The 12,001-nt window shown below is 41.2% G+C and carries 12 protein-coding genes and 1 riboswitch; of the genes, 11 read left to right on the top strand and 1 reads right to left on the bottom strand.

The window, feature by feature from the left end; translation table 11 throughout:
- The first annotated feature begins 36 nt into the window (after positions 1-36).
- Positions 37-135: riboswitch (TPP riboswitch) on the top strand.
- Between the two features lie 49 nt (positions 136-184).
- The gene (thiT, locus tag JZO85_RS16335; protein ID WP_207109583.1) at positions 185-772 is read left to right on the top strand and encodes an energy-coupled thiamine transporter ThiT; all 588 of its coding nucleotides are present in this window, start codon (positions 185-187) and stop codon (positions 770-772) included.
- Positions 773-947: 175 nt separating this feature from the next.
- Here thiT and JZO85_RS16330 read toward each other — a convergent pair whose 3' ends face one another.
- Positions 948-1,718: a hypothetical protein gene (locus JZO85_RS16330; protein ID WP_207109582.1), complete on the bottom strand. Its 771-nt coding sequence runs from the start codon at positions 1,716-1,718 to the stop codon at positions 948-950.
- A gap of 267 nt (positions 1,719-1,985) precedes the next feature.
- On the opposite strand from JZO85_RS16330, the gene JZO85_RS16325 reads away from it, so the two are divergent.
- The 10 genes from JZO85_RS16325 to rsmB all read left to right on the top strand — a co-directional run bounded on the left by JZO85_RS16325 (position 1,986) and on the right by rsmB (position 11,999).
- Positions 1,986-2,690 carry a class A sortase gene (locus tag JZO85_RS16325; protein ID WP_207109581.1) on the top strand — a complete coding sequence of 235 codons (705 nt, stop codon included), beginning with the start codon at positions 1,986-1,988 and terminating at the stop codon, positions 2,688-2,690.
- A 125-nt stretch (positions 2,691-2,815) separates the two neighbouring features.
- Positions 2,816-4,429 carry a patatin-like phospholipase family protein gene (locus JZO85_RS16320; protein ID WP_207109580.1) on the top strand — a complete coding sequence of 538 codons (1,614 nt, stop codon included), beginning with the start codon at positions 2,816-2,818 and terminating at the stop codon, positions 4,427-4,429.
- Positions 4,430-4,460: 31 nt separating this feature from the next.
- Positions 4,461-4,676 carry a YdbC family protein gene (locus JZO85_RS16315; RefSeq protein WP_207109579.1) on the top strand — a complete coding sequence of 72 codons (216 nt, stop codon included), beginning with the start codon at positions 4,461-4,463 and terminating at the stop codon, positions 4,674-4,676.
- 40 nt (positions 4,677-4,716) lie between these two features.
- Entirely contained in the window at positions 4,717-5,601 is an 885-nt protein-coding gene (locus JZO85_RS16310; RefSeq protein ID WP_207109578.1) for a YicC/YloC family endoribonuclease, read from the top strand.
- A 111-nt stretch (positions 5,602-5,712) separates the two neighbouring features.
- On the top strand, positions 5,713-6,327 hold the full coding sequence (gmk, locus tag JZO85_RS16305) for a guanylate kinase (protein ID WP_207109577.1): 615 nt from the start codon (positions 5,713-5,715) through the stop codon (positions 6,325-6,327).
- Positions 6,328-6,331: 4 nt separating this feature from the next.
- Positions 6,332-6,634, top strand: a complete 303-nt coding sequence (rpoZ, locus tag JZO85_RS16300) for a DNA-directed RNA polymerase subunit omega (RefSeq protein WP_207109576.1) — start codon at positions 6,332-6,334, stop codon at positions 6,632-6,634.
- A 160-nt stretch (positions 6,635-6,794) separates the two neighbouring features.
- A complete protein-coding gene (gene priA / locus JZO85_RS16295) occupies positions 6,795-9,197 on the top strand; it encodes a primosomal protein N' (protein ID WP_207109575.1) in 2,403 nt (800 codons plus the stop codon).
- A gap of 23 nt (positions 9,198-9,220) precedes the next feature.
- Positions 9,221-9,712, top strand: a complete 492-nt coding sequence (gene def, locus JZO85_RS16290; RefSeq protein WP_207109574.1) for a peptide deformylase — start codon at positions 9,221-9,223, stop codon at positions 9,710-9,712.
- Positions 9,705-10,646: a methionyl-tRNA formyltransferase gene (gene fmt, locus JZO85_RS16285; protein ID WP_207109573.1), complete on the top strand. Its 942-nt coding sequence runs from the start codon at positions 9,705-9,707 to the stop codon at positions 10,644-10,646. The genes def and fmt overlap by 8 nt, the downstream gene beginning before the upstream one ends.
- The gene (gene rsmB, locus JZO85_RS16280; RefSeq protein ID WP_207109572.1) at positions 10,647-11,999 is read left to right on the top strand and encodes a 16S rRNA (cytosine(967)-C(5))-methyltransferase RsmB; all 1,353 of its coding nucleotides are present in this window, start codon (positions 10,647-10,649) and stop codon (positions 11,997-11,999) included.
- Positions 12,000-12,001: the final 2 nt, after the last annotated feature.

Raw genomic sequence — 12,001 nt, 5'->3', positions numbered from 1 at the left:
CTGTTATACTCTGAGGGTATCAAAAAATAGAATAATACTGTCGCAAAGGGGAGCCCTCGGGCTGAGATTGAGATGACTCTAAACCCTAGTACCTGTTTCGGTTATTCGAGCGTAGGAATTGTGATGAAGTAATGATAATTACTTCTCCTTTGTGGACTGTATGTTCAAAAGGAGGAGTTTTTTTATGTATAGGACAAAAATTTTAGTAGAGGGCACGGTGGTGGCAGCTCTTTCGCTGGTACTGTCTTTTATTCCAACGACCATCGGCAGCAGCTTTTCAATTTCATTAGGGATGATCCCGCTGACGTTGTTTGCACTGCGAAGAGGCTTCAAACCAGCTTTGATGTCCGCGTTCATCTGGGGGATTTTACATTTTCCTGCAAGCCAAGTTGTTTATTTAAGTGTGATTCAAGTATTGATTGAGTATCCGATTGCCTTTACTTTTGCCGGATTTGCTGGATTGTATGCAAAGAAAGTGCAGCAAAGTCTAGTTGATCAAGACCTGCGGAACGTGCGCAAGAATATTATTTTAGGTACTTTTGTTGGTACAGGAGCAAGGTTTTTCTGGCATTTTATTGCAGGAGTGGTTTTCTGGGGAAGCTATGCATTATGGGGAATGAATCCTTGGATTTTCTCGCTTGTCATGAATGGTGTCAGTGGTTTGGCGACAGCGATAGTGACAGCGATCGTTGCGATCTTAGTAGTGGAAAAGGCGCCGCAGTTATATTTGCCAAAAGATGGCGCTCGTATCCACAAACAAAGTCACCAATAACTATCAAGAAAGGCTTCGCGAACTCACTTAGCTTATTGCCGATAAAGCTAGTTCGTGAAGCCGGACATGGATAGACCTGCTGCAAAGCGATTTATTCATGTGAGAATTTCATCCTTTCCTTGTAGCCAGTTAAAAAAGCATTTGTCCTCATCAATCGGACAAATGCTTTTTTCAATTAACGAAATGAGAATACAGGATCATCATTTTCAACTTCCAACGACCATAGCTGTTTGGCAGTATCATAGGTAATCTCTGCGATTTGTTGTTCTTTTTTATAATTTCTTGGACTGCGCCGCCAACCTTTTTCATCAGACAAAAAGATGGGGATGCGGTAAAGTTTATTTTTTAGTTCCGATAAATCAAGGCAGAAAATTGCCCCCTCTTGTAAAATCGGATATAATTCCTTCAATAGTTCACCATCTAACGGGGGAACAGAGGAACCTTTGCGGAAAAATGAACGACGATCATTGACTTTCTCCAAGACGATCCGTGTTAATTTGCTGGCAAGGATGCGATAAAATTCATCCAAGTAGCGGTAATATACGCGCATCGTGTCGTTGCCTAGATTGAAATAAACAAAATTATTTTGCAGCTTATAAAAAAAGGGAGAATGCAGGTGTGTCCGCATATGCCCAAAATACAGCAATTCTGAAATTTCTAATGGAGTCAGTTCTTTTAACATGGCCAGATCATTAAAATCGATCCATTTCGTTCCCTTTGAATGGGTGAAGGCTTTATTGTTAAAAAACTGTTGGACTTGTTCATGACTATTAATGATCTTTAAACCCGTATGCGGTTCATATTCTCCGACTTCTGCAACAGGGTCTAGCAATAACAGATGTTTAGGTTGATGAACAATTCCGTCAACAAAATCGTTGGGTGAAAAACCTTTTGAAAGCACAGCATTACTTGTGGAATCAATATATGCAAATAACGTATCTGGCACCAAAATTCACCCTTTCTAATAGTCGTCACAATCATTTTAACTCAATAATAAAAAAAAAGCTCGTATCTTTTATTTTAAAATTAGATTACAAAGGTCTTAAAAACTGCAACATAAAGACGCTTTTTTAACAATTAAAATCATTTTAATAAATAACAAACTTCTAATGCATTTATTTCTTTTTTTAATTTTTTCTCTAGTAAGTGAAAGTAGTATCACTAGAATTAATAGAATATGATATGATTAGCGGGAGAACACGGGAGGATTAAGATGAAGAAAAAAAGGAACTGGCTAATAAATATTTTTCTTTTCTTGTTGCTGTTAGTAGGTTTAGCTTTGATATTCAACAATCAAATCAAATATTTTTTGATGCAATATAATGGCGAACGTTACGCTGTAGCAAAAATGGAACGAGCTGAGATCGACAAAAATATGGAAAAAGAGGCTTCGTTTGATTTTGATGCGGTGCAGCCGGCCAGTACCGAAGCGGTACTTCAGGCGCAGCTAGACAACAAACAATTGCCGGTTATCGGTGGTATTGCGATTCCATCAGTTGAAATCAATTTGCCGATTTTTAAAGGTCTATCAAATGAAATGCTTTTGTATGGTGCAGGAACCTTGTCGCCAGATCAGAAGATGGGAGAAGGCAATTATGCCTTGGCAAGTCATCGTGCAGATCGTCCGGGCTTGTTGTTTACACCGCTTGAGAGCATCAAGGAAGGCGATTTGATCTATTTGACCGATTTGCATAATATCTATACCTATAAGACGACGCTAAAAGTTCGTGTTCAACCAACAGAAGTGAAATATTTGGATGTCCACCCAGACAAACAACAGGTTACTTTGATTACCTGTGGGGAAATCGAAGGTGTGACACGAATCATTGTACAAGGTGATTTAGTAGCTATGACACCAGTCAACAATGCAACTGGCACGATGCGCAAAGCGTTTGAAATGGAACAGCGAACATACTAAATGACAGCTAATTCAAAAACTTCAAGGCAGGTCTGTCTTGAAGCTTTTTGTTGCGAGAAAATTTCTGCTATACTGAAACAAGCAGGTTGAAAGCAATCGTTTCACAGTAAATCAGGGAGGAAGCGATGGAACTAAAAAGAATGTATAGATCAGAGTTGTTAGCAGCTTGGGATAAATTTCAGCGTTCACAGTTGCTTTTTCCTTTTTATGACTCTCATAGTCAAGCACGGACAGGATTTCTGTCAGCAGTTAAACGAGGGAACGGTTATTTTATAGAACGAAAAGCACAGTGGCTGTTAGTAGAGAAAGTTGATGAAGGCGGTACATGGCGGATCAATAATTTACTGATCTCAACAGATATTGGCTGGCGAACAGCCTTTTTATTATTGGAAAATGCTGCTCGACAAAAGTTTAAGCGTGCCCTGCAATTGAAGCTCAAGGCAAATTTCATTTTACAGCAATGGTTGATTGCACAAGGCTATCAATTTTTAGATGGCATTTGGCAAAAAGAATTGGTCTATCATACGGGCTTAGTATTGGGCGGCGGCGGTGCTCGCGGAGCATATCAGATTGGTGTCTGGAAGGCGCTGCTAGAAAAAAATATACAATTTGAAGTAATCACTGGTACCTCAGTTGGTGGTTTAAACGGGGCGTTGATCACGCAAGGTGACTATAATCAAGCGTTAGCGTTGTGGGAAGAAATAGAGACCGATAAAGTTTTGGATATTACCTTTAAAGAGGTGGAAGAGATCGATTTTGCAGCTCAGGTTGATCAGCTTCGAACCTTTCTTCGAACCTCCTTGCAGCAGCGAGGCGTTTCTTCAAAGCCCCTTAGACGATTGTTGGAAGAACGGCTGGATGTACAAAAAATCCAGAATGGGTGTCCCTTATATGTTGTCACGACGAAGGTTCCAGCTTTTCAAGAAGTCATTGTTCCGCTTAATGAGTGTAGAAAAGAGGAAATCATTGAATGGTTACTAGCTTCCGCAGCGTTTTTTCCCATGATGGCGATGACAAGAATCAAGGGCGAGAATTATGTAGACGGAGGCTATCGCAATAATTTACCAGTAGATATTACTTTACAAATGCCGATAACTGAATTGATTGTGGTGGATGTACATGGCCCTGGTTTGGATAAAAAATACCGATTGCCTGATGAGGTAACTGAGTTAGTATTGGCAAGTCCTTGGAACTTAGGAGATTTATTGCTATTCCAAAGCGGCCGGTCCTCTGAGAATATTGATTTAGGGTATTTGGAGACTAAACGGATATTCGGCGAGCTGCAGGGGTATCGTTACTTTTTCAGCTGTCGGGCTGATTTTGAATCGCTGACGAAGCATTTTTTTGTTTATCTAAGAGACAAGCTGAAGATTAATATGAGCTCGCTCTATCCAGAGCTTAGGAGATTTTTCCGACAAAGTGTACCAGTGGAAATACTTAGTTTGGCATTCTTAGAATTCTTTGCTTATTGGGTGAATGTCTCGCCCGTGAAGGTTTTTACACCTGAAGAATTCATTGAGACGATTTTAAAGCATTTTGAAATGCCGATCAAATTGGATGCAAATTTCTCAGTTCAAGAACAAATTGAAGATTTTATTGAGAATCACAATGTTTTTTCAAATTATTACTTGGTCTTACAAATTTACCAACTCGAGGGATCGTTGGAGGCGGCTTATCGTCGTTGGCCGATTCCAACGTTATTAGCACTCTTTTTTAGATATATTCACAATGAGAAGTAAACGTACTTTTTAGTAAACAGGAGGAGATACCATGGCTGAATTTAATTATGAAATCGTCGAAGAAATCGCTGTCCTATCAGAAAATCCGAAGGGCTGGCGTAAGGAATTGAACTTGGTGAGCTGGAATGAGCGGCCGCCAAAGTTTGACCTGCGCGATTGGGCACCCGGACATGAAAAAATGGGCAAAGGCGTTACTTTGAGTAACGAAGAATTTGCTGCGTTGAAAGAAACGCTGAAGAATATGTAGGGCAGTGAGTGATTTTTTTCAAAAGAAGGGACTAAATCAAATGAAAAGTATGACAGGATATGGCCAAGCGCTTCAAGCAAATGAGGCCTATGAACTGAATATTGAGTTAAAAAGCGTCAATAATCGTTTCTTAGACTTGCAGATTCGCATGCCGAAAGAGCTAAATCCTTTTGAAGCGCAGATTCGCAAAATCGCAAAAGATAAAATTCAACGAGGCAGAGTAGATGTATTTATTAACTTAACACCGTTGAAAAGCGGCAATAAAAAAGTTTCGGTTGATTGGGAACTTCTACAACAGTTAGTCAAGGAGCTGCAAAATGGGGGTAAAGAACATTTTGGACTTGTGGATTTTCCAGTAGAGCAGGTTCTGGTCAAAGCGATGGAGCAATCTGATTTCGTAACATTGGTGGATCAACCGACTGAGGAAGAAACGCTGGAGGAATTAGTTCAAACGACTGCTAGCGAGGCCTTCACGCAATTAGCGGTTAGTCGTGAACTTGAAGGTGCAGGAATTCAAAAGGTACTAGCAGAATACAGTGAAAAAGTTCAGACTCTAGTGACAGAGTTGAAGGGATTCGTAACTGATTATGAAGCAGATTTCCAGCAGCGCTATCAGGCAAAATTGGAAGAATATTTAGGAAACACCGTTGACCAAGACCGTTTGCTGACAGAATTAGCGATTTTATTGGAACGCGGTGATATTCATGAAGAGTTGGATCGCCTGACCATTCATTTAGAAAAACTAGTAAAACTTTTAAAAGCAACCGAGCCTGTTGGGCGGGAACTGGATTTCTTGTTGCAGGAAATGAACCGTGAGGTCAATACGATCGGCTCAAAATCAAGCCCAATTCGAATTAAGGATATCGTCGTTCAATTAAAGACGATCCTAGAAAAAATTCGCGAACAGATTCAAAATGTTGAATAGTTAGGTGAAATTTCTTATGAAATAAGAGCCGAGTTCACAATACCTCTTGAAATATTCACAAAAAAAGTGCACAATAGGCGTTAGCTAAAAAGAGCATGAAAGGGCGTTAGTATGTCTGAACGAGGACTGTTGATTGTATTGTCGGGACCTTCCGGAGTAGGAAAAGGAACGGTCAGAAAAGCCATTTTTGAAAGAGATGATAATGAGTTCCAATACTCTGTCTCAATGACCACCCGTCCGATGAGGGAAGGGGAAGTCGACGGTGTTGATTACTATTTCCGCACGAAAGAAGAATTTGAAGCAATGATCGAAGCGGGAGAAATGCTGGAGTACGCCGAGTATGTTGGAAATTATTATGGCACACCGCTAACTTATGTAAACAAAACATTGGATGAAGGCAAGGATGTCTTTTTAGAAATCGAAGTCCAAGGTGCCCAACAAGTAAAAGAAAAAGTACCAGATGGTGTTTTTATTTTCCTAACACCGCCAGATTTAGCGGAGTTAAAAGCACGGATCGTTGGACGTGGTACCGATAGCCCTGAAGTGATCGAAGAACGGATGCGGGTTGCGCGCCAAGAAATTGAAATGATGGCACTCTATGATTATGCTGTTGTTAACGATCAAGTATTAAAAGCTGTTGATCGTATCAAAGATATTATCGTCAGTGAACATTACCGAGTTGACCGAGTAATTGGCAAATATATAAAAATGTTAAAGGAGATATAAGCTTATGATGTTAAAACCTTCAATTGATACGTTGTTAGACCATGTAAATTCAAAATATTCTTTAGTAATTTTAGCTAGTAAACGTGCACATGAATTAGATTCAGGTGCTCAACCAACCTTGGACTCATTTGAATCTGTTAAAAGTGTTGGGCAAGCGCTAGAGGAAATCGATGCAGGTGCTGTAATCAATGATCCTCATCCAGAAATCAAACGAGAACGCTTGAAAATGGAAGAAGAAGAACGTCACTTGCAACGTGAACGTGATCAGCGCGATTTAGAAGAACGGATTCGTAACGAACAAAACTAAGCGGAGAATTGTTTTCGCTAATGAAGCGTAAGTGGGATTGTACCAAATACTTTTGGCGCAGTCCCTTCTTTTTGTGTTAAAGATTTATTTACGCAATTTCATAAATTTAGACGTACATATATAAAATTTAGTACACTGTTAACGAATGGAGGCGGATAGAATGAAATTAGCGCAAGTGATTGTAGATGTGCCGACGATGCAGACGGATCAGCCGTTTAGTTACTTGATCCCGCCTCAATTAGCGGTAGAAGTCGGGATGCGAGTAGAGGTCGGGTTTGGCCCGCGACATGTTCAAGGCTTTGTAGTCGGCTTTGAGACGGCACCAGAACCTCTGCCAGATAATTTGAAACCGATTATTAGAGTATTGGATCTAACCCCTGTTTTAAATCAAGAATTACTGGCGTTGGCTGATTATATGAAAGCGACCACCTTTGCCTTCAAAGTGACGTGTTTGCAGACTATGCTTCCTAGTGTAATGAAAGCCGATTATCAAAAACGCTTGTATCTAGTCAACGATGATCCAGCGATTCGGACCAAATACTTTGGTGATTCAGAGTCGATAACTTGGGAAGAAGCAGAGGCTCAGGCCTGGTTGAAAGAATTGGCGGCTTTACGTGAACAAGGCAGCATTGAACTGCGTTATGAAGTTCATACTAAAAATAAAATAAAGACTGAACGCTATATCAAACGAACCTTTGTACCGGAAAAGGTGGAAGAATTGAAGGCAGAGCTGCGGAAAAATTCCTATAAGCAAGAGCAATTATTGGATTATTTAGCAGAACTTACGGATGATGCTCTGATTTCTGTTAAGCAAATGAAGGCAGAAGATTTCACGGCAGCAAATTTGAATCAAGCAAAGAAAAAAGGCTGGTTGGAATTTGTTGCGGTAGAAAAATATCGTGATCCTTATGCTGAACGAGAAATTAAAAGAACTTCAGCATTGGATTTGAATGCCGAGCAAAAAACTGCGTATGAAGCCATCAGTCAAAAGAGTGCAGCCAATGAGCATCAAGTTTTTCTATTAGAAGGTGTGACCGGCAGCGGCAAGACTGAAGTATACTTGCAGGTTATTCAAGATGTACTGGCAAATGGACAGACGGCGATGATGCTGGTACCGGAGATTTCTTTGACCCCACAGATGGCTACGCGTTTCAAAGAACGGTTTGGTAGTGAAGTAGCCGTCCTACATAGTGGATTGTCGCAAGGGGAGAAATACGATGAATGGCGTAAATTAGAACGTGGTGAAGCCCATGTAGTTGTAGGAGCTCGCTCCGCTATCTTCGCTCCGCTTGAAAATCTTGGTGTGATTATTATTGATGAAGAGCATGAGACAAGCTATAAACAAGATGAATCCCCGCGTTATCATGCTAGAGATTTGGCTATCTGGCGCGGGAAATATCATAAATGTCCAGTCGTGTTAGGTAGTGCGACACCTTCCCTGGAATCCCGTGCGCGGGGACAGAAGGGTGTTTATCACTTGTTGAAGCTGACTGAACGAGCGAATGTTCAGGCCAAGTTACCGACAGTTGAGATTGTTGACATGCGAGAGGAAATGCAGCGGCGCTTGAATTCTTCTTTTTCTGAAGCGTTAGAAGTAAAATTACGAGATCGTTTGGCCAAAGGTGAGCAAAGTGTCCTTTTACTAAACAGACGGGGCTACTCTTCGTTTGTCATGTGTCGGGATTGTGGATTTGTCTTGCCATGTCCGAATTGCGATATATCGTTAACGCTTCATATGGATACAAAGACAATGCGCTGTCATTATTGCGGACATGAAGAGAAAATTCCTCACCAGTGTCCAAATTGTGGGAAAGACAAGATTCGCTACTTTGGAACCGGAACAGAAAAAGTTCAAGAGGAATTAGAGCAGCTGATTCCAGAGGCGCGCGTATTGCGAATGGATGTTGATACGACTCGGCGCAAGGGAGCCCATGAAAAAATCTTAACAGCTTTTGGCGATAAAGAAGCAGATATCTTGTTAGGTACACAGATGATCGCAAAAGGGTTAGATTTTCCCAATGTGACTTTAGTAGGAGTGTTAAATGCGGATACAGCATTGAATCTACCAGACTTTCGTTCCAGTGAAAGAACGTTTCAATTGCTGACGCAGGTCAGTGGACGCGCAGGACGTGGTGATAAAGCCGGTGAAGTAATTATTCAGACGTTTAATCCAGAGCATTATACAATTCAACTAGCGCAGCACCATGACTATGAACGTTTTTTCCAGCAGGAGATGCGCATTCGGCATCAAACGGATTATCCGCCCTATTATTATACGGTCAAGGTGACCGTCTCCCATCAAGAAGAGATGCGGGCAGCTCAAAAAGCCTTCCAGCTAGCGGAACAATTGCGGAAACAATTAAGTTCGCAAAGTATTTTGCTAGGGCCTACTCCAGGAGCGATCTTGCGGATTAAAAATCGTTACTATTACCAAGTAATCATCAAATATAAAAATGAACCTAAATTACAAACGACCTTGGAAGATATTTTACAAGTGAGTCAAAAAGACCAGCGTCAAGGCTTATTGATCGCTATTGACAACGAACCTATGTATTTTATTTAAGAAGTCGCAACAAGGAGGATGTTATGCGTTATCCAATTATTCTTCACCCTGATGACCGTCTATTAAAAAAAGCTGAGTCTATTGAATACATCACTGACGAGGTTGTCACACTGCTAGATGATATGTATGAAACGATGGTAGCCCATGATGGGATTGGGCTTGCGGCACCCCAAATCGGAAAAAACTTACGAATCGCTGTCGTGGAAGTTGAAGAAGGGGATCGTTTTGATTTTATCAATCCTGAGATCATCGAACGTAAAGGAACGAGTATTGATGTTGAAGGGTGTCTCTCGATTCCAGAAGTTTATGGAACAGTTGAACGCGCCGACGAGGTCACTGTACGTTATTACGATCGTGAGGGTTCAGAGATGGAAGTCACAGCCTATGGGTATTTAGCTCGTGCTTTTCAACATGAAATCGACCACTTAGACGGCAAATTATTTATCGATCAAGTAATTGATAAGATCGAACCTGAAGATTTAGAACGTTATATGGAGGAACATGCTGATGACTAAAATTATATTTATGGGAACCCCGGCTTTTTCAGTGCCGATTTTAGAAAGCTTAATCGCAGCTGGTTACGATGTCGCTGCTGTTGTAACACAGCCTGATCGCCCAGTTGGACGAAAAAAAATTATTACACCGACACCAGTAAAAGAAGCAGCATTGAAGCACGATTTATTGGTGTTGCAGCCAGAAAAAATCAGTGGTTCGCCTGAAATGGAGAAAATCAAAGAATTAGCACCTGATTTATTAATCACAGCTGCTTTTGGTCAATTTTTACCGGAAAAGTTGCTGCAGGTTCCTAAACTAGGTGCGATCAATGTTCATGCTTCCTTATTGCCAAAATATCGTGGGGGTGCACCAGTGCATTATGCGATCATGGAAGGTGAAACTGAAACCGGTGTAACAATCATGGAAATGATTAAAAAAATGGATGCAGGCGGTATTTTCAGCCAACAAAAAATTGCGATCACTAAGCAAGATGATGTTGGAACGATGTTTGAAAAGCTAAGCCAAGTGGGAAAAGAGCTGTTGTTAGCAACGCTGCCTAAAATCATCTCAGGTGAACTGAAGCCGACTCCTCAAAATGAAGAAGAAGCGACTTTCTCACCAAACATCAGTCGTGAGCAAGAGGCAATCGATTGGCAGAAAACAGCTGAGGAAGTGGATAATCAAGTGCGCGGAATGCATCCTTGGCCTGTAGCCTTCACAAGCTATGAAGGCGTTCGCTGGAAAATTTTCCATACGACACCGTTAGAAGAAACAACGACAGCAGCACCTGGGACGATTGTTGCTCGTACGAAAAAAGCTTTACATATTGCTTGTGGAAACGGTACAGTCCTGGCAGTAGATGAGCTGCAGCCAGCTGGCAAAGCAAAGCAAACGATTCAAGCTTTCTTAAATGGCAGCGGGCAAGCAGTCGCTGAAGGGCAGCAGGTGGGTTAGATGGCAAAGATTCCAAAGAAATTACTACACTCTGTCCGCTTTACGGCTCTCGAAGCCATTGAACGCATTAATCGCGGCGGTGCTTATTCAAATCTGTTATTAAACGAGCTGATTCAAAAAAATCAAGTTGATGGCAAAGACACTGGACTATTAACAGAGCTTGTTTATGGGACGATTAGCCGTCAGCTGCTATTGGCTTACGAGGTAGAACCATTTATTAAAAAAGCTAAGAAAGTAGATCCGTGGGTCAGAAGTCTATTGCAACTATCCGTTTATCAAATGCTTTATTTGGATCGTGTACCGGATCATGCCATTATCAATGAAGCGGTTGAGATTGCCAAAGCCAAAGGAAACCCAGGTACCGGAAAATTCGTTAATGGTGTCCTGCGCTCAATTCAGCGTGAAGGAGTGCCTTCGTTGGATTTAATAGAGGACCCAATAGAACGTTTAGCAACAGAAATCAGTTTGCCAAGATTTTTAACTGAAAAATTTGTCACCGAGTTGGGCGAAGAGGAAACACGAAAGCTTGGTCTATCTTTACTTGAACCGAGTCGAGTGAGCGCAAGGATCGATCTACGCTTTTTAACACGGGCAGAGGCGATTGAAGCATTGGAAGAAGACGGAATTGAAGCGCGTATCAGTGACCTTACACCTTATGGCATTGTCGCTGATAAAGGTTTTTTAGCTGGTAGTGAATTGTTTGAAAATGGCTGGCTGACGATTCAAGATGAAAGCTCCATGCTTGTTGCTCAAGCGCTGCAAATCAAGCCAGGTCAAAAGATTTTAGATGCGTGTGCTGCTCCAGGTGGAAAAACTACCCACATCGCGGCTTTGCTGCAGGATGAGGGGTCAGTCACTGCGTTAGATATACATGATCATAAACTGAAATTAGTTCAGGAAAATGCAGAACGGTTACGCGTGGCAGATACAGTGGTGACAAAAAAAATGGATGCTCGAGAAGCAGCAAATAATTTTTCGCCAGAAAGTTTTGATCGTATTTTGGTGGACGCACCTTGCTCCGGTTTGGGTTTAATGCGTCGGAAACCAGATATCAAATATCAAAAAAGACCACAGGATTTTGTTCAATTGCCTAAAATCCAGCTAGAAATTTTAAAGAATTGCGCTCCCACATTGAAATCTGGTGGGATTATGGTATACAGTACATGTACGATTGCTAAGGAAGAAAACCAAAAGGTGGTTGCAGAATTTTTAGCAGCACAGCCTGAGTTTGAAAAAATCGATTTAGATTTAGAGACGAAATTACAGCCGGCGATCCATGAACAAATGTTGGTTTTATATCCAGAAATGTTTATGACGGATGGCTTCTTTATTTGTGCAATGCGGAAAAAATAGAT

Origin of the sequence: Candidatus Enterococcus murrayae (assembly GCF_017315985.1) — a bacterium.
Classification (GTDB): domain Bacteria; phylum Bacillota; class Bacilli; order Lactobacillales; family Enterococcaceae; genus Enterococcus_A; species Enterococcus_A murrayae.
The sequence above is the reverse complement of the archived record's forward strand: the minus strand, read 5'-3'. Positions and strand labels throughout refer to the sequence as shown.